General features: G+C 30.1%; 17 protein-coding genes. 5 read left to right on the plus strand and 12 right to left on the minus strand.

Annotation, left to right across the window (positions count from 1 at the left end; translation table 11 throughout):
• Positions 1–88 precede the first annotated feature (88 nt).
• Entirely contained in the window at positions 89–748 is a 660-nt protein-coding gene (gene upp, locus AMD28_RS10595; RefSeq protein ID WP_055444088.1) for a uracil phosphoribosyltransferase, read from the plus strand.
• On the opposite strand, the gene AMD28_RS10600 is transcribed toward upp, so the two are convergent.
• Entirely contained in the window at positions 719–1,660 is a 942-nt protein-coding gene (locus AMD28_RS10600; protein WP_055444089.1) for a DUF6427 family protein, read from the minus strand. The two genes, upp and AMD28_RS10600, sit on opposite strands and share 30 nt — an antisense overlap.
• A 47-nt stretch (positions 1,661–1,707) precedes the next feature.
• Between AMD28_RS10600 and AMD28_RS10605 the strand changes: the two genes are divergently transcribed.
• Complete coding sequence (locus AMD28_RS10605; protein WP_055444090.1) at positions 1,708–1,935, plus strand: DUF6341 family protein; 228 nt, start codon at positions 1,708–1,710, stop codon at positions 1,933–1,935.
• A 3-nt stretch (positions 1,936–1,938) separates the two neighbouring features.
• On the opposite strand, the gene purD is transcribed toward AMD28_RS10605, so the two are convergent.
• Positions 1,939–3,210 (minus strand): phosphoribosylamine--glycine ligase, encoded by a 1,272-nt coding sequence (gene purD, locus AMD28_RS10610; protein ID WP_055444367.1) that lies wholly within the window; start codon positions 3,208–3,210, stop codon positions 1,939–1,941.
• Between the two features lie 84 nt (positions 3,211–3,294).
• Here purD and AMD28_RS10615 point away from each other — a divergent pair, with 84 nt between their 5' ends.
• Genes AMD28_RS10615 through AMD28_RS10625 form a run of 3 tightly spaced genes read left to right on the plus strand, consistent with a single transcriptional unit; the run spans position 3,295 to position 6,868 of the window.
• Positions 3,295–4,605 carry a phenylacetate--CoA ligase family protein gene (locus AMD28_RS10615; RefSeq protein WP_055444091.1) on the plus strand — a complete coding sequence of 437 codons (1,311 nt, stop codon included), beginning with the start codon at positions 3,295–3,297 and terminating at the stop codon, positions 4,603–4,605.
• A gap of 1 nt (position 4,606) precedes the next feature.
• Positions 4,607–5,701: a non-hydrolyzing UDP-N-acetylglucosamine 2-epimerase gene (wecB, locus tag AMD28_RS10620; protein ID WP_055444092.1), complete on the plus strand. Its 1,095-nt coding sequence runs from the start codon at positions 4,607–4,609 to the stop codon at positions 5,699–5,701.
• Positions 5,702–6,868 carry a glycosyltransferase family 4 protein gene (locus AMD28_RS10625; protein ID WP_055444093.1) on the plus strand — a complete coding sequence of 389 codons (1,167 nt, stop codon included), beginning with the start codon at positions 5,702–5,704 and terminating at the stop codon, positions 6,866–6,868.
• Here the strand turns inward: AMD28_RS10625 and AMD28_RS10630 are convergent.
• From AMD28_RS10630 to AMD28_RS10680, 10 genes are all read right to left on the minus strand, one after another.
• The gene (locus tag AMD28_RS10630; RefSeq protein WP_055444094.1) at positions 6,865–8,223 is read right to left on the minus strand and encodes an exopolysaccharide biosynthesis polyprenyl glycosylphosphotransferase; all 1,359 of its coding nucleotides are present in this window, start codon (positions 8,221–8,223) and stop codon (positions 6,865–6,867) included. The two genes, AMD28_RS10625 and AMD28_RS10630, sit on opposite strands and share 4 nt — an antisense overlap.
• Position 8,224: 1 nt before the next feature.
• Positions 8,225–9,211 carry a UDP-glucuronic acid decarboxylase family protein gene (locus tag AMD28_RS10635; protein WP_055444095.1) on the minus strand — a complete coding sequence of 329 codons (987 nt, stop codon included), beginning with the start codon at positions 9,209–9,211 and terminating at the stop codon, positions 8,225–8,227.
• Positions 9,212–9,224: 13 nt separating this feature from the next.
• The gene (locus AMD28_RS10640; protein ID WP_055444096.1) at positions 9,225–10,622 is read right to left on the minus strand and encodes a UDP-glucose 6-dehydrogenase; all 1,398 of its coding nucleotides are present in this window, start codon (positions 10,620–10,622) and stop codon (positions 9,225–9,227) included.
• Positions 10,623–10,784: 162 nt separating this feature from the next.
• Entirely contained in the window at positions 10,785–11,885 is a 1,101-nt protein-coding gene (locus tag AMD28_RS10645; RefSeq protein ID WP_055444097.1) for a DUF1972 domain-containing protein, read from the minus strand.
• A complete protein-coding gene (locus AMD28_RS10650) occupies positions 11,860–13,182 on the minus strand; it encodes a hypothetical protein (protein ID WP_161804634.1) in 1,323 nt (440 codons plus the stop codon). The genes AMD28_RS10645 and AMD28_RS10650 overlap by 26 nt, the downstream gene beginning before the upstream one ends.
• A complete protein-coding gene (locus AMD28_RS10660) occupies positions 13,140–14,309 on the minus strand; it encodes a glycosyltransferase (RefSeq protein ID WP_055444100.1) in 1,170 nt (389 codons plus the stop codon). Before AMD28_RS10660 ends, AMD28_RS10650 begins: the two co-directional genes overlap by 43 nt.
• Positions 14,306–15,115, minus strand: coding sequence for a hypothetical protein (locus tag AMD28_RS10665; RefSeq protein ID WP_152975585.1), 810 nt, complete (start codon positions 15,113–15,115; stop codon positions 14,306–14,308). The genes AMD28_RS10660 and AMD28_RS10665 overlap by 4 nt, the downstream gene beginning before the upstream one ends.
• A gap of 376 nt (positions 15,116–15,491) precedes the next feature.
• A complete protein-coding gene (locus AMD28_RS10670; protein ID WP_055444102.1) occupies positions 15,492–16,481 on the minus strand; it encodes a glycosyltransferase in 990 nt (329 codons plus the stop codon).
• Entirely contained in the window at positions 16,463–17,344 is an 882-nt protein-coding gene (locus tag AMD28_RS10675; RefSeq protein WP_055444103.1) for a sulfotransferase family protein, read from the minus strand. The genes AMD28_RS10670 and AMD28_RS10675 overlap by 19 nt, the downstream gene beginning before the upstream one ends.
• Positions 17,345–17,417: 73 nt before the next feature.
• Complete coding sequence (locus AMD28_RS10680) at positions 17,418–18,725, minus strand: flippase (RefSeq protein WP_055444104.1); 1,308 nt, start codon at positions 18,723–18,725, stop codon at positions 17,418–17,420.
• Between the last annotated feature and the right edge of the window lie 32 nt (positions 18,726–18,757).

The following is an 18,757-nucleotide window of genomic DNA, read 5'->3' on the forward strand; positions in this document are numbered from 1 at the left end:
TAAATATTTACAGTTTTTTTAGATAAAACTCATAAAAAATCGGCAAAACCCGTAATCTTACTATTTAATTTATTCTTATTTTTATCCCATGAAAATATTTAATCTAGCAGAAGAGAATTCCATATTAAACTCTTTTATTTCTGAAATAAGAGATATAAAAATTCAAAAAGACAGCATGCGTTTTAGACGAAACATAGAGCGTATTGGTGAAATTTTGGGTTATGAAATGAGTAAATCTCTACAATATAATACAACAACCATTGAAACTCCTTTGGGTAATTGTAAAATGGAATTACTTAATAATGACATTGTTTTATGTTCTATTTTAAGGGCTGGAGTACCATTACATAATGGTTTATTAAATTATTTTGATGATGCAGAAAATGCATTTATTTCTGCATATAGACACCATAAAGAAGATCCGGATAGTTTTGAAATTGTAGTAGAATATTTAGCTTGCCCAAGCTTAGAAAACAAAACCCTTATTCTTGCAGATCCTATGTTAGCAACAGGACAATCGATGCTTGCTACTTTTGAAGCTCTAAAACCTTTTGGAAAACCAAAAAACGTACACTTAGTAAGTGTAATTGGCGCACAAGAAGGTGTAGATTTTATAAATGAAAATTTTAGCGAAGACACACATTTATGGATTGGTACTATTGATCCAGAATTAAGCGACAAAGGATATATAGTTCCTGGTTTAGGGGATGCTGGTGATTTAGCTTTTGGAAAAAAAGTGCAACACTAACATCACAAACGGAGCAATTAATAAAACACCAAAAAATACTTCTTTAAACCATTTCTCATTAATGGTTTCAATATAATTAGTAATAATTATTGCTAAAGGTGCAAATAAGAATAAAAGCTCACTTCCGTTCTTATTTGGCGCAATTACAAAGAGTATAAAAGCGATTATTAACGTTGCCAAAATTGTTTTAAAAGCTGGTCTTATGGTTCTAATTTTCTTTCTAAAGTTTTTTAAATAATAGAAAACTGACCAAAACCCAAAGGAAAACAGCAATGTTAAAGCTACCAAAAACTGTAAGGTGTTATAGCTATTAAAGTCTAATCCTGTTTCGTAATTACTATTAAAAAAACTTAAATAGGTATTATTAATTATTATAGATGCACTTATACATAATATAAAAACGGTAGCAACGCCAACACCAGGTGTTAGCCAATGTCTTATATTATCACTAGAATGAAACAGTAATACCAATGGGATTAAGAAAAGAAACAAAATAGCCCAAAAATAGAATAAAGAAGCAACAGCAATACAAAAAGCAGCATCAAACAGTTTACTTTTTATATCTTTTTTAGTTCTTAAACTTATTAGTCTTCTTAAGGCAAAAAGAATAAAAAAGTTAGCCCAAATCACTCTAGAACTAATTAATGATTCTGGTATTAGTAATAAGAAAAGGCTAAATAATATTATTTCAATATTACTTTTTAGAGTTAATTCATTTTTAGTTACAATAAAATTTAATAGTAAAATGGAGAAATAAGAAACCATAAAAGTTACTAGTTGTTGCATAACAAACACGCTAGTAACAGGCCCTTGTGTATACTTTAATTTAACGCTTAAAAACGCCAAAGCAGTAATTACAAAAACGATTAAAAAATTTATTGGCTTAGATTTACTAAAAATACTTGTAATCATTAACTCTTTTTGTACTTTTGTATTGTAAATATACTATTATTACTATTATGAAAGATTTCTTTAACGCAATACAAGACCTATTTGTAAATGTTTTATTTGTTCCTTTAGATGCAATTAAAAACTTAGAACTTGAAAACTGGTTTGCAGCAAATATTATTTCTTGGATTTTTATTCTTATTGGATTTGTAGCAATGGTTTACTGGATGCTTCAATTAAGATCATTTGATAAAAACAACGAAGAAAATAAAACTGTTTCTGCACATTCTTATTTATAAGAATTACAGATCAAAACCAATGTCTTTACGATAATTCATCTTATCAAAATGTAGTTTTTCTATACTTTGGTAAGATTTTTTTATGGCTTCTTGGTAGGTATTTCCATAGCTTGTAATTGCCATAACACGTCCTCCAGAAGTTACAATTTTATCTCCATCTAATTTTGCTCCTGCATGAAAAGCTAAAGATTCCGTTATGTTTTTCACTCCAGTGATTTCTTTTCCTTTTTCATATGCTTCTGGGTAACCACCAGAAACTAACATCACTGTTGTTGCTGCACGCTCATCTATTTCAATTTCTATTTGATCTAAAGTCTGATTCGCTATGGCTTGAAAAATTTCTACTAAATCATTTTTAAGTCTTGGTAAAACCACTTCGGTTTCCGGATCTCCCATTCTTACATTATACTCTATAACTTTTGGATCGTCACCAACTTTAATGATACCAATAAACACAAAACCTTTATAAGGTAAGTTATCTTTTTGTAAACCAGAAATTGTAGGTTTTACAATGCGTTCTTCAATTTTATTTAAAAATTCTTCGGTAGCAAAAGGTACTGGAGAGATTGCTCCCATTCCACCTGTATTTAATCCGGTATCTCCTTCGCCAATTCTTTTATAATCCTTTGCTGTAGGTAAAATTTTGTAGTTTTTTCCGTCACTTAAAACAAAACAGCTTAATTCTATTCCGTCTAAAAACTCTTCAATAACTACTTTGTTACTTGCTGCACCAAACTTAGCATCTACTAACATGCTTTTTAATTCGGCTTTCGCTTCGTCTAAATCATTTAAGATTAAAACCCCTTTTCCAGCTGCTAATCCGTCTGCTTTTAAAACATAAGGAGGATTTAACGTTTCTAAAAAAGCATATCCTTCTTCCACATTACTTGCATTAAAACTCTGGTAAGCTGCAGTTGGAATATTATGTCTGTATAAAAACTCTTTAGCAAATTCTTTACTTCCTTCTAACTCTGCCGCGGCTTTTTCTGGTCCAATAACTGCAACATGCTTTAAGGCTTCGTCTTGCAAAAAGAAATCATGAATACCTTGCACTAGAGGATCTTCTGGTCCTACCACAACCATATTCACCTCTTTTTCTAAAACCAGCGCTTTAATCGATTGAAAATCGGTTACCCCAATATCCACATTGGTAGCGATTTCTGCTGTTCCAGAATTACCAGGAGCTACATAAAGGTTTTTACATAAAGGGCTTTGTGATATTTTCCAAGCAAAAGTATGTTCTCTTCCGCCAGAACCAAGAATTAAAATAGTCATGTTGTATTTTGTTTGCTCAAAAATAAAACTAATGCGTCGAATACACGAATATTTTTTATTTACTTTACAAAAATATCTTTTCGTTTGCATTTATTCAATCTTTCTTTAAAACTAAACGGCTTTCCTATAAAGAAGGCTTCTCGTGTTTTAGAAAATATTCAGGCTAAAAACGAAGCCGATTTTGAGACTTATCTACTTCAGAAAAAAAAGGATATTTTTAATTATCACTTACAAAACAATTCGTTTTATCAAGAAATTGCTAAAAATGCTACTATTACAGACTGGAAAAACATTCCTGTAATGACAAAAAGCGATTTACAGCAACCTTTAAACGCTAGACTTTCTAAAGGGTTTACTACTAAAAACGTATATGTGAATAAAACTTCCGGCTCTTCTGGAGATCCTTTTGTTTTTGCTAAAGATAAATTTTGCCATGCACTAACTTGGTCGGTAATAAAAAACAGGTTTGGTTGGTTTGGTATCGATTTTAATACTTCTAAACAAGCTCGATTTTATGGTATTCCGTTAGATAAAGTGGGGTATTATAAAGAACGTTTTAAAGATTTTTTAGGGAAACGTTTTCGGTTTTCGGTTTTCGATTTAAGCGATGCCGCTTTTGAAAAATGTGTAACGACATTTCATACAACACGTTTTGATTATATTAATGGTTACACCAGTGCCATTGTGCAATTTGCTAAATATCTTCAGAAAAAAAATATTATTCTAAAAACGGTTTGCCCTACACTAAATGCTTGTGTTGTCACTTCTGAAATGCTTTTTGAAGACGATAAAAAACTTCTAGAAAAGCAATTTAATGTTCCTATAATTAATGAATATGGCGCCTCTGAATTAGACTTAATTGCATTTCAAAATCCGCAAAATATTTGGCAAGTAAATAGCGAAACCATTTTTGTAGAAATCCTGGACAAGCAGGACAACATTTTACCTTTTGGTGAAGAAGGCAGAATTGTAATTACCTCACTGTATAACAAAGCACATCCTTTTATACGTTATGATATTGGCGATATTGGCGTACTTAGTAAAAGCAGCACCTTACAAAAACCTATTCTTGAAAAACTAATAGGAAGAACCAATGATATCGCTATTTTACCTAGCGGAAAAAAGGCAGCAGGCTTAACTTTTTACTACATTACCAAAAGTATTATTGAAGACGATAGTACCATAAAAGAGTTTATTATTGAACAGCAGAAAATAGATACTTTCAAAATTATTTATGCTAGTGCGGAAGATATTTCGGAAGCAAAAATAAAAAACATTAAAACCGAAATGGATAACTACCTTGAAAAAGGTTTAAATATTATCTTTGAAAGACACGATAAAATCGAACGATCTAAAAGCGGTAAATTGAAACAATTTAGATCTTTACTTAATTAATATGAATATAACTATTATTGCAGGTGCACGACCAAACTTCATGAAAATAGCACCAATTATTGCAGCTATTCAAGAAAAGAAAGCACAAGGTTTTAATATGAATTATAGGTTAGTTCATACCGGACAACACTACGATAAAAATTTAAGCGATACTTTTTTTACCGAACTAAACATCCCTTTTCCAGATATTAATCTAGAAGTAAAAAGTGGTACGCAAGCAGAACAAACGGCTGCAATTATGATTGGTTTTGAAAAAGAATTACAACAAAACCCTTGTGATTTAGTAATGGTTGTTGGTGACGTAACCTCCACAATGGCTTGTACTATTGTTGCTAAAAAAGCAGGAATAGATGTTGCACATGTAGAAGCAGGAATTCGCTCTGGCGACATGAATATGCCTGAAGAAATTAATAGAATTGTAACCGATAGTTTAACCGATTACTATTTCACGACTTCTAGCTATGCAAATGAAAACTTAGAAAATCTTGGAGTTTCTAAAAACAAAGTTTTCTTTGTTGGAAATGTGATGATTGATACCTTATTGAAAAATTTACCAAGACTTGAAAAACCGCAAATTTGGGAGAAATTAAAGTTGGAAGAGAAAAAATATATGGTCATGACTTTACATAGACCAAGTAATGTAGACGAAGAAAAACAGCTTAAAAACCTTATTCAGCAAATTGTAGATCTTGGTAAAGACTATCCTATAATATTTCCGGTACACCCAAGAACCAAAAAGCTTTTAGAAGGTTTAGATTTAAATTTTAAAAACCTGCACTATGTAGAACCTTTAGGGTATTTACATTTTAATTATTTGGTAAAAAATGCTTTTGCCATGCTTACCGATTCTGGTGGAATTACAGAAGAAACCACTGTGATGAATGTGCCCTGTATTACGCTTAGAGACTCGACGGAAAGACCAGAAACTTGTGCTATTGGAACTAATGTTTTAGTAGGAAATGATACTGCTAAAATTGAAGCTGCTTTTGCAAATTTACTTTCGGGTAATTGGAAACAAGGACAAACTCCAGAGCTTTGGGATGGTAAAGCGGCAAAACGTATTACAGATTGTTTAGTTAAAATTTATTCGCTGTAAATGAAAGAGGTACTAATAATAACGAGTTACTTTCCTCCAGAAATTGGAGCAGCTTCTAATCGGATTTTTCACCTAGCGGAAGGTTTACAAGAAAGAAACTTTAAAGTACAAGTAATCACCCCTTTACCAAACTATCCTACTGGTAAAATATTTGATGATTACAGCGGGAAATTTAAACAAACAACGGTTGAAAAAGGCATCACGATTCACCGATTATGGATCTATGCTACCGTTTCTAAAAACAAGTTTTTGCGTTTAATTGCAATGCTTTCCTATAGTTTCAGCTTGCTTTATTTTTTTGCATTTAATAAACTACCAAAAACGGTAATTGTACAATCGCCACCATTATTGGTTGCTTTTACTGCCATGCTTTTTTTACGTTCCAAAAATAGAAATCTTATTTTAAATGTTAGCGATTTATGGCCAATTGCAGGATTAGAGCTTGGTGCTTTTAAAAAGAATTTCAGCTATAAAATGTTAGAGAAAATTGAACGTTTTAATTACAATAAAGCGGATTTGGTTTTAGGTCAAAGCGAAGAAATACTAACACATGTTACCTCGTTATTCCCTGAAAAGGAAACGCTTTTATATAGAAATTATCCGGATTTTGATGCCCCTGAAATAGAATCTAGAAATCCTTCCGAAGAAAAAATAAAACTAGTTTATGCTGGCCTTCTAGGAATTGCACAAGGTGTTTACAAGCTTTGTACCGAATTAAATTTCAATAACAATATAGAACTTCATATTTATGGTTCTGGAGCAGAACAGAAGCTTATAGAGTCCTTTATAGAAAAACATCCAGATCTTCCTATATACTTTCATGGTAGAGTTACAAGAGAAGCACTACATAAGGTGTTATTGCAATACGATATTGCTATAATCCCTTTATTAAATAGAATTTATGGTTCTGTACCTTCCAAAATATTTGAATATGCAAAATTAGGCTTACCCATTCTATATTTTGGAGGTGGTGAAGGGGAAGATGTTGTAAAAAATAACACACTAGGTTGGATTGCTAATGCGGCAGATTATGAGGATTTAAATCGTGTAATTGCTTCTATTACTATTTCGGAAATAACAATCGCTTTTAAACAACAAATAAAAGAAACAGCAACAACCACATTTAATCTAGAAGGGCAACTAAAAAAGCTAACTAGCTTGCTTTAATAGGCTTTATCTTCGCCATTAACGACATTCATAAAGGTTTGCGTAACGATCTTAACATCTAGTAGTAAAGACCAATTTTCGATGTAAAAAATATCTAGTTTTACACGATTAATAATGTCTTTATCTGTTTCAATTTCTCCTCTAAAACCACTTACTTGAGCCAATCCTGTAATTCCTGGTTTAACAAAATGTCTCACCATAAATTTATCTATTCGCTTTGCGTACATATTGGTATGACTTACCATGTGTGGTCTAGGACCTACTACAGACATATCACCAAACAATACATTAAAAAATTGTGGTAACTCATCAATACTCGTTTTACGTATAAACTTACCGATTTTAGTTACACGTTGGTCTCCTCTTGTAGCCTGATTTAAATTAGCATCCTTGTTTGGAGTCATAGAACGAAACTTATAGCAATCAAATTCTTTATAATTAAATCCATTTCTAGACTGTTTAAAGAATATTGGACCTCTAGATTCTAATACAATAAGAATGGCAATAATTGGGGTTAACCAAGAAAGAAGTAAGATAATTACAGCAGATGAAAACACAATGTCGAATACTCTCTTAAAAAACTGATTTACAGAATCTTCTAAAGGTATATTACGAAAGGATAAAATTGGTGTGTAATTGTAGTATTCGTATTTTAATTTTTTGGAATATATATCTTTGTTGTCTGGTAAAAACTTTAAGATTTTAAGATTATTATCTGCAAAATCTATTACTTTACTCAATTGACTATTAGAAAGCTGTGATAAAGAACAGTAAATCTCGTCTACATTTTCTTCTTGTAAGAACTTAAAACAATCTTGCAGCCCCTCTTCTGTAAGGTTTTTAAAATTAAAAGTTTTGGTGTGTGAATACCCATATTCTGGTTTGTCATTAAAAAACTTTTCTAATGCATACGTTTGCTTGTTTTTACCTAAAATAGCAGTAACTCTATAGTTACCACCAAAAGAAACTCTATATCTCTGTAATAAGTAATACAATGTGAATTTAAATACAGTTACCAGGACAAATACGCTACCTATATATTTAAAAATAGTTTTTGGCAATATATCTAAATCATAGTAAAACCCTGAAAAGGCAAACACAACCAATGTAAAAAGTGCCATTTGCCTAAAAATAAGTGTCATGATAACGACTTCTCTTGTATATCTAAAAACACCATAAAATTTAGATAGTGTAGAGATAGTAATCCAGGATAAAGAAATTATAACAACAAAAGAAACAGGTTCAACACTTTTAAAAAAATAAAGTATTGCTAAACTATTTATAATAATTAAATCAATTATATACGATATAGGCCTTAAATAGACAGAATATCTCCCTTGGTTAAATGTGTTCAATTTATTTTTTTATATGTTTAGAAAAATCTTTATGCTCGCTTTTATATAAGTCTTCATCTGACAAAGACTTAAAGTAATTAAAAGTTTTAAGCATACCTTCTTCGCGTTCAACTTTAGGCTCCCAACCAAGCAACTTTCTTGCTAATGTTATGTCTGGCTGTCTCTGCAACGGATCATCTACAGGCAATTCTTTATAAATTACTTTTTGATTGGTATTTGTAAGTTTTATAATCTCTTCGGCAAAATCTCCAATGGTAATTTCGTTTGGATTACCAATATTTACAGGATTTGCATAGTCACTAAACATTAATTTAAAAATACCATCCACTTGATCATCTACATAGCAAAAGGATCTGGTTTGTTTACCATCACCAAATACCGTTAAATCTTCTCCTCGAAGTGCTTGTCCCATAAATGCAGGAATAACTCTTCCGTCATTTAATCGCATTCTTGGGCCATAGGTATTAAATATACGAACTATGCGTGTTTCTAGACCATGAAACCTATGGTAAGCCATGGTTATAGATTCTTGAAAACGTTTCGCTTCATCATAAACACCTCTTGGACCTATGGTATTTACATTACCATAGTAATCTTCGGTTTGTGGATGTACTAATGGATCTCCATAAACTTCGGATGTGGATGCTATTAATAATCTTGCATTTTTAGCCTTAGCCAATCCTAACAAGTTATGTGTACCTAAAGAACCTACTTTTAAGGTTTGTATTGGTATTTTTAAATAGTCTATTGGGCTTGCTGGTGAAGCAAAATGTAAAACATAATGTAAGTCTCCTTCAATTTTAATAAACTCGGTTACATCGTGTTCTATAAACTCAAAGTTAGGATTACTAGCTAGGTGACTAATATTTTTTTTGTCGCCAGTAATAAAGTTATCCATACCAATAACATAAAAACCTTCATGGATAAATTTATCGCATAAATGTGACCCTAAAAATCCTGCTGCTCCTGTTATAAGTACTTTTTTCATTCTTTATTATTCTTTATTGACCTGTTCCTATTTTGTAGTAAACAAATCCGATATCTTCTAAAACTTCTTTATCTAAAATACCTCTTCCATCAAAAACGAAAGCTGGTTTCTGCATATTGTCAAAAATTTGCTTCCAATCATAGGTTTTAAATTCATCCCATTCTGTTAAAACGGCAATAGCATGAGCGCTTTTACACGTTTCGTAAGGGTTATTTTCAACTTTAAGAAGGCTTCTGTTTTCTTCGCTTGATCTTGTATTTAAATAGTCTAAATCGGCATAAATACGTTCTTCCACCACTTTAGGATCAAAAACAGTTATTTCTGCTTGCTCATTTAGTAAATTATCAGCGACTTTGATGGCTGCTGATTCTCTAGTATCATTGGTATCTTTTTTAAATGCCCATCCTAAAAACGCTATCTTTTTACCAGATACTGTGTTGTAAAGTGTACTTACAATATTATCTGAAAAACGTTGTTTTTGGTGTTCATTCATTAGGATTACTTGTTCCCAGTAATCTGCAACTTCGTTTAATCCGTAACTTTTAGCAATATAAACAAGATTTAAAATGTCTTTTTGAAAACAAGAACCTCCAAAACCTACAGACGATTTTAAAAACTTAGCGCCTATTCTACTATCCATCCCGATAGCTTTAGAAACTTCATTTACATCTGCTCCAGTTTTCTCACAAATTTCTGACATTGCATTAATTGATGAAACACGTTGTGCTAAAAAGGCATTTGCTGTAAGTTTAGATAACTCTGAAGACCACACATTAGTTCTTAAAATTCTTTCTTGTGGTACCCAATGCGCATATACTGCTGCTAAAGCTTCAATAGCTTTCGTTCCTTCTGGAGTTGTATCACCACCAATAAGTACTCTATCTGGGCTTAAAAGATCTTCTACCGCTGTACCTTCAGCTAAAAATTCTGGGTTGGATAATATTTGAAAAGCAACATCATTACCTGTATTGTCTAAAATATCTTTTATAGCAGAAGCTGTACGAACAGGAAGTGTAGATTTTTCAACAATAATCTTATCTTGTTTAGAAACTCTAGCAATTTGGCGAGCACATAACTCGATATATTTTAAATCTGCAGCCATTCCTTTACCTTTTCCGTAAGTTTTGGTTGGTGTATTTACAGATATAAATATCATTTCAGCCTCGTCAATAGCTTTATCTACTTCAGTGGAAAAGAATAAATTTCTTCCTCTTGCTTCTTTAACAATAGCATCTAAACCTGGTTCAAAAACAGGAAGGTTATCTAAATTATCATCATTCCATGCTGCAATTCTAGCTTCATTAATATCTACAACAGTTACTTTTATGTTAGGGCATTGTTTTGCTATTACGGCCATGGTTGGTCCACCAACATATCCAGCTCCAATACAACAGATGTTTTTTATTTTCATTTATTTAAACTTCTTTTATTATTATTACTATTATAAAAATAATACTAATTTAAATTCTAGCAATTTTGTTTTTACACGTAAATTATTTCAAAATAAAGAAATTATTACGTTTTTCAACAATAAAGCTTTATTATTTATTAGTGAAAGTATTATCCTTTATTCTTATTTCTTTTCTTTTAATGCTTTTAGCAAGAGTTTTAAATATTCATTATTAATTTTATTCCAATTGAAGGTGTCCTCTATTTTCTTAAAATTATTAGTGATTTTATCTTGATACGCTTCTTTATTTATGGTGTCGATATATTTAGCGACTTCGTTTTTGTCTGTAAAATAGAAAGCATCTTCATTTAAAATTGCTTTATTGAAGACATTGTCATTAGCAATTATTAATGTGGTAGATGCCATGGCTTCCAATAAAGAAGGATTTGTTCCTCCTACCGAATGGCCGTGAAAATATAAATTAGAAAAATGTCTAAGATTATTTAAATGCTCTAAATTATAAACCCCTCCAATGAAGCGAATATTTTTATGATCGATATATTTTTTCTTTAAGTACTCACCAAATTCATTAGCATCATGTTTACCTACTACTAAAAAGGTTTCCTTTTTATCTGCAAGGCTTGCGCCATCTAAAATAGTTTCTAGATTATTTTCTGGTTCAAATCTAGCAATTAGCATGTTGTATTTATACGGAGTTACATTGTAGGATTCTAAAACTGTGCTATCTTCATTTATAAAGTTATCTGCTCCATACGCAATGTATGTAGAATCTTTATTATAGGTCTTTTGAATATACTCTTGTATGCCAATAGAATCTGAGATTAAATAATCACTACTATTTATAGCCAGTTTTTCGGCGTATTTTAGAAAGGTTTGTACGGGTTTGGAGTATTTACTTCTTTTCCATTCCAAACCATCCATGTTAGTAATTATAATGGCTTTTTTAGGCAAAAATCGATGCCAAACAGAATTACTTGTGTACCCTAGTTGTAGTATGATGTCAAAATCTCTTTTTCTGGCATCTCTTATACAGTTTAAGTCGTATAAAAACTGTCCGGGAGTCCCTATTACATTTTCTGGATCTTGACAATGAATAATTTTTACTCCTTTAAACGTACTTTCTTGGTAAGGGTGCGTATGCGAATTATATACATATACGTCATGCTTATTATCGGCTAAAAAAACCGAAAAGAATTCCGCAAATTGCTCAAATCCTCCGTGATGGTTTGGAACCCCTCTAGTTCCTATTATTGCTATCTTCAAAATTTAAATAGTTTTGTAAAAAAAGTGTGTTAAAAAAATAAAAAAATACGATCCCCTTGCTTCTAACGAGGGTGACTTCAAAAAGAAATCCAAAACATACAAGTATAAGGAAAAAAACATGCATTACGTTTTTGTGTTTAATTGCTTCATAAAAACTAAAAAACAAATAACATAAAAAAAAGATCAATACAAAAACACCATACGTTACTAGCATGTGCGTGTATTGATTGTGTAAATTAAAATCCTCGTACCAATTAGGTCCTAAGTTATAGGAAAAAAAATAATAGTTCAAATAATCTTTCGTATCCCCTTGTTTGAAACCTAAAAGCAATTTGCCATCTTTTACTAAATGATAAACGCCAATGCTACTTAAAACATATCTTAACTCTAAATCACTTATCTCTGTTTTTTCTTGATAGGTGAATATTTTTTTTTGGCTAAAATCGTTAGTTGGTTTAAAGTTTAATATTTCTGGACTAAAACGTAATCCGTCAGTAAACCTATCCTTTATAAAATGAATATTAAATACCGATATAGATACTATTCCTAATATTGTAAAATATACTATTTTTTTCTTCAATTGCTTTATTTTCAACGAAAAATAAAACAGGTAAATAATTCCATTTATAAATAATATTGCTTTTGAAACACAAAGGATTAGCCCTAAAAGAAGAATAATTATAAACCCCGTTTTTACGACTTTATTCTTTTTGTAAAACCACTTCGTTTTTGTGTGAATAATAAAAAATAAAGCAATGGAAATATTTAAAGAATAATAAATGGGATGATAATCATATAACAATGTGAAGTTATGAAATATTAAATCTCCTAGTTCTTTATGTTGGGCAACTTTTATTACATTATGAATCAATAATATGGTAACACTTAATACAGTACCATAAGTAAACCATATTAATATCTTAGAGATTTTAGTTTTGGTTATTTTGTTGTTTACTAAAATAAAAACGAGCAAAACTAATAAAATCTCTAAGTTTAGGCGCTTTAAGCCTTCCATGTGTTTATTACTTAAAAGGCTACTTATTATTACGATTAGAAAGAATGCTATTGGAAAAATAGCACTAAAAGATTTGAGTTTTTTAAGATTTTCTTTTCGAAAAAAAAAGACCGTATATACCGAAGCAATAATAATGGCAAGATTACCAATATTAATCTTAAATGGTATTGTAGCAGCAATTAAACATAGCAAAATTGTTGCTACGTCGTATTTTGAAATGATGTTTTTTATAAACCCCACTAATGAAGTAGTTTGATTAAGTCTTCTACTTTTGTACTCCAAGAATGTGTATTTAAATCTATTAAGTTCTTAGAATTTTGGTGGTTTGTAATTTCTGCAGAAAACTCTTCGGCATTATGAATTATATACAAATGTTCTTTTAATTCTTCTAAGCCATTAGAGTCTGTACCAATCACTTTTTTTGTAGTTGCTAAATACTCATAAACTTTAATAGAGTTTGCACCAGATTTCTTGTCTTCATCTACCACATAAGGTACGGTACAGATATCAAAGTTTTTTACATAGTTTGGATAGATCTCGTAGTGCTTATCGCCTAAATAATAAAAATTATCTAATTTTAAAATACTATTAAATACTTGTTTATCTAAAATCTGACCTACAAAAACAAAGGAAGCATTTTTAGTTTGCTTCATCGTTTCATTTAACAAATCAACATCCAAAAGGTGTGTTATTTTTCCTCCAAAACCAACAATTGGCCTCGGGATATTTTTCATATCCTCAGGAATTTCTGCTTCTGTATCATTAGCAAATCTAGAAACGTCCACACCGTTTTTAATTAGTACGAGTTCTTTAGGTTGGTATGCTTTTGAAAAATCTCTAATATTATCATTGGAGTTTGTAATCCAAAAATCACAAATCTTAGCATACTCTTTATATGCAGAAAAAATTTCTTCTTTAATTTTTGAATACACATTAAATTTTGCAAAGTTATCCCAAGCATCAAAAACGGATTTTTTAGGCTTTAAGGATTTAGATAATTTACTTGCAAAGATGTTTTGATTGAGTAAAAAGTAATCGTCATGAATACCAAGTTTACTTAAAGACTCGTTAATGAAGTTAATATATTTTGGGTTTTCATATTGTGAAATAAACCAATTATAACCGTTTAATACTTGACCAAAAATATCATTTGAAACAAAATCTATAACATAAAAATTCGTACTTACTTCATAAAGTTTAAAGTTTGATTTCGAATGAATGACTTTCCCTTTTATTAAGTTAGGTTTTCTTTTAAGCAAGATTTCTACTAATGTTGTAGGTCTATTAATAACCACTTTTACATCTGCAGTATTTTCATTTAAATGTTCAATAAAATGCGCATCTCTAGTTCTAAAACCTTCTAGGATAATTTTTCTCCAATCGTGAAAAGGTGCTATAAGTATATTCATTCTTGTCTAATCTTTTTATTATTTTGTAATAAACTAGTTAGGGTTATCATTATTGCTAAATCTGAAAAAATCGTTGTCATAAAAGCATAAATAAGTACAACACCAAATAGAATAAATTTCACACTTCTATCTAAGTTAAAACTATTTACGAGCAAATATAAAAGTAATATTAATAGAATTAACCCTATAATACCCAAATCTGCATAAACCCATATTAATTGCGAAAAATGTTCTGTATTTGTAAATTTTCCTTTTAATACATTAAAATAAGAGTACGGCCCTTCCCCTACTACTCTTAGCGGTAGCATGGTTGCATAGGTGATAACAACTTGAGGTCGCTTAGCAATGCCTCTATTGTAGTTTGAAAAGGATTTTTTAGAATTATATTCTTGATGAAAAAAGTAAATTTCCCTTTCAAAAGCTGTTATTTTTTTAGCTTGAGAATACCCTAAAGGCATTAAAAAAAGAAGTACTAAAACACCAAATACTTTTATTTTTTTTGGAAATGATTTATAAATTAAATATCCAAAAAATAAAATCAACAACAGTTTCGTAACATTTGATTCTGCTATTAATATGGTTAAAGACAGGTAGAAAACAATCAGTTTAGGCATTTTGGTAATGCTGTTATTTGTGTTGTTTTCAAAAATATTAAAGATGTTTAACAAAATAAAGAAACCTAAAGCATGATCGGCTTTTAAGAAAAAGGTCCCAAACATAAAGTCGAAAGAAGCAATACCTTGACTACTATTATTAAACCGTATAAGGAAATCATATCCGAAATGCTGTATTAAAATAACCGGCAATTGTAAACAAGCTATAAATAAATAGATTTTACTAATTGTTCTAGTTGAAATATATCTTTCTTTTTGATTTATTTTAAAAAACAAATAGCTTCCCAGAGGTACAAATACAAAAATTAAATAAATAATTGTTTTTAAAACTTTTGTTTGGTTTACAATAGAACTGAGAATAATGAGTAGAAAAAAAAGGAAGAAAAGAAGTACTATTTTATCTACAAAAACCTTTTTCTTAACAACAACGTAAATAGTGTAAAATATAAAAAAAAGCCCAATTATCCCATAAGACAAAACGGTGTTGGGTATACCTATAAAAAACTGAGTAAACCCTCCTATTAGAAAACAAAAAGCTATAATTAATAAAAAAACACCTAAGTATAACTTATTTAATTTTATCATTTGTTTTAAAGTGTTTACTAGAAGATAGTATTGCTCTTAATATTATAGGAAACTTCCAGAAGTGAGTTGGATTAAAAATCATTGCCAAAAATAAGATAAAAATATAACTTATAGTATTTAAGAAATATATGAACTTACTAGTCACAAAATTTTTCTCAAAATACACATTGTTACGTACTGAGTAATAAATTGCATTTTTGGAATCGGTAGAAAAATATCTTGTGTGCAGAATTTTTTTAGGTTTTTTTAAATGAAAGGAAGTTTCTAAATCCTCTAATTCACTATCTAAAACTAAAATTATTTTTCCTTCATTTTTTGTTATTCTATAAGAGAACTCGTGATCATCTGCATATAGAAAAAAGTGTTCGTTAGGAAGCCCTATTTTACTAATAGTATCCTTATGAAAAAACATGCCTCCGTAAGGTGCCACTGCAACCACACCAGAATCTACATTTTCTGGTTTATTGGCTTTAGGTTTCTTCAGTTTATCTACAATATTAAATCCTAAAAAAGAATTTTCAGTCCCTAGCATTAAATAGGGATTATGCTGCGAAATAGCATCCTTGTAAATCTTTCTTTGTGGTCTGTAGGATAACAATGAAAGAGGTTTGGTTGTATCTTTATTAAAACCATCCCAAGATTTTAATAGCACTTCTAAGGCATTATCTTTAGGTAGGTTATCGTCATCTAAAAGCCATACAAAATCTACATCTTCTTCTAAAACTCTTAAAATTCCTTCTTTAAAACCTTTAGCAGACCCAGAATTATAGCCTAAATCATGTACTATAAGTTTTGTTTTATTTGCTTCTTGTAATTCGTTTAAACGTACGCTGCTTTCTTGGTCAACACCATTAGAAACCACAACAATTTTTGCAACATTGGGGTGTTTTACAGCAGAGGCAATTAGTTTTGAAAAATAAGCCTCTCTATTCCCATAAGTAACTGTAACTATTCCTACTCTTTCTTGTACCATGAAGATAAATCTTGATTTATTAAACTTTCTAAAGCTTTTATATCTTCTAAAAACACAGACTTAGTAAGCTTATCTTTAAGATCTACATTGGTATTATACGTTATTTTCTTTCTGTTAAGATGATCTATTTTGCTAATAATATTTTTTCTAATTTGCGGAGACGCAATAATTTTCTTTCCTATTTTTCTAATAACATTAGGCTTGTTTACAAAGTCTCTAATCCATTTACTTTTAGGAGTTGAAGCCACATTGCTCTGAATGCTTAAATCGTAGTTAAAAGACTCTAAACCTAGGAAATCATTTACCTTATTTATAGTTTCTTGTTTATTAGCAATGAAATCGTCTTCAAAACGAATAAACAAAAAATTAGATGGGTTGAAAAGCTTAAAATACTTATTAATTTGCTTGGTGTACAAGCTTCTTGTTTTATAACTAAAATACAACTCTCCAAAATTATCTTTGGTACGTGTTTCTTCTTTTTCTATCGCTTCTTCAAACTCTAAGTCTTCAAAACCTCTTCGTTTACTCATCAAATATTGAGAAAAAGCTCTGTCGTAAGGATTTCTTAAAATAACAATAAATTTTAAATCGGCTCCAAAATGTTTAAGAATTCTTTCTGGTGCTTTTTCTGAACATAGGTATTCGGGATCAATTTCACCAATAACTTCCTTCTCCTCTAAATCATCATTAAACATTTTAAAATACTCTTCTAAGTTTCCTGTATACAAGTCGTCATGAGAGAAAAAGTGTGTTTCTTTATTTATTGGCAGACCTATATTTGGGTTCTGTAATAAGATATCATGTAGAGATGTTGTCCCTGATTTTTGAGCTCCTAGACAAAAAAAAGTAGTTTTATTATTCATTATGAATCAATATTTAATTTCTTAATTAGATTTAATTTGTAATGCATTCTAATGTATTAAAAAAGAATAACAATTACTTCTTCTTGTTTTTAATAAAAAGGAATGGATTAAAATACGTTACTATACCTAATTTTCGTTTTACAAAAATAGCAGAACTTAGGTTAAGTACAATAATACTAGAAGCTGTTGCTATTGCAGCTCCTATAATTCCGTATAATGGGATTAACAGAAAGTTAAGGCTAATATTTAAAATCCCGCTGTATATGGTAAAATTTCTTAGTTTTTTATGATTACCTGTCATATTCATTACCTGACCAGAACTCCCTGATATGGCATTAAATAACTGGGACATCATTACTATTATTAAAGCAGTACCTCCAATTAGAAATTCTTCTCCAAAAATGGATAGTACTAGTTTATTAGCTACCATAATTACAATTACCAATGGCACTGTAATTATAAAAATTAATTTTGTGGATTTTGTTATTAATTGTTTCATCTCATCCAATTGAGAATTACCATATAACTCTGATATTTTAGGTGCCAAAACAAGATTAATGGATGTGATAGCAATGATCGCTATTCTTGCTATTCTTATAACCACATTATATACTCCTACATCTACTTTATCATTGTAATACCCTAACATTAAAGTGTCTGTCCATCCCATTATAAAAATAAAAGAACTAGTAGCTAACATGGGAAAAGAATAATGCATAAGCTGCTTAGCAGAATACTTTTTCAGTTTCGAATTATCTGCTTTTTTAATCCAGAAAATACTCAAAACAAAAGCAATAACAACCCCTAAAGCATAAGCACTAATTATAATACTATCTTCTATAACATTAAAATAATAAAATGCGATAAGCACTATAATAGAAGCCGCAAAAAAAGGAATAATATGCGATAAAAAACCAAATCGAATAATCTCTTTTTTACCTCTTAAGGTTTCAAAATTTAATCGTAATAAAATTAATGGTGTCAATGATATAGCCGAAATAATAAAGTATCGTTTTAGAGATTCGTCTTTATAAAAATCAGATAGAACACCTGAGAGCGCGTACAAAATTAAACTTCCAACAATTGCTGAAAGTATCAATAAACTCATCGAGGTTTTTCTAAAATGAAATTTACTGTTTATGCTTTGGTCTGAAACTATTTTTATGGTAGCATCAGGTATACCAAGAGCAAATACTAAAGCAAAAACATTTAATACTGTAAAAGCAATAGAAAAACGACCATAAGATTCTGCTCCAAAATACCGTGAAACGATAACAATAAAGGCATAGCTTAACGCTAAGCCTAGTATTTTTAAAACAAAAGAGAATATTGTTTTCTTAGCAAATTCTCCTTTAAAGATGTCTTTAATTTTTTGAAACAAGTCCACTTTTCATTTTTTTACAGAGCAACAAA

It is taken from the genome of Lacinutrix himadriensis (assembly GCF_001418105.1).
GTDB classification, from domain to species: domain Bacteria; phylum Bacteroidota; class Bacteroidia; order Flavobacteriales; family Flavobacteriaceae; genus Oceanihabitans; species Oceanihabitans himadriense.

Coding starts and splice junctions, on each gene's coding strand:
- upp (WP_055444088.1), top strand. CDS start 89: ATGAAAATATTTAATCTAGCAGAAGAGAATTCCATATTAAACTCTTTT.
- AMD28_RS10600 (WP_055444089.1), bottom strand. CDS start 1,660: ATGATTACAAGTATTTTTAGTAAATCTAAGCCAATAAATTTTTTAATC.
- AMD28_RS10605 (WP_055444090.1), top strand. CDS start 1,708: ATGAAAGATTTCTTTAACGCAATACAAGACCTATTTGTAAATGTTTTA.
- purD (WP_055444367.1), bottom strand. CDS start 3,210: ATGACTATTTTAATTCTTGGTTCTGGCGGAAGAGAACATACTTTTGCT.
- wecB (WP_055444092.1), top strand. CDS start 4,607: ATGAATATAACTATTATTGCAGGTGCACGACCAAACTTCATGAAAATA.
- AMD28_RS10625 (WP_055444093.1), top strand. CDS start 5,702: ATGAAAGAGGTACTAATAATAACGAGTTACTTTCCTCCAGAAATTGGA.
- AMD28_RS10635 (WP_055444095.1), bottom strand. CDS start 9,211: ATGAAAAAAGTACTTATAACAGGAGCAGCAGGATTTTTAGGGTCACAT.
- AMD28_RS10640 (WP_055444096.1), bottom strand. CDS start 10,622: ATGAAAATAAAAAACATCTGTTGTATTGGAGCTGGATATGTTGGTGGA.
- AMD28_RS10660 (WP_055444100.1), bottom strand. CDS start 14,309: ATGAATATACTTATAGCACCTTTTCACGATTGGAGAAAAATTATCCTA.
- AMD28_RS10670 (WP_055444102.1), bottom strand. CDS start 16,481: ATGGTACAAGAAAGAGTAGGAATAGTTACAGTTACTTATGGGAATAGA.
- AMD28_RS10675 (WP_055444103.1), bottom strand. CDS start 17,344: ATGAATAATAAAACTACTTTTTTTTGTCTAGGAGCTCAAAAATCAGGG.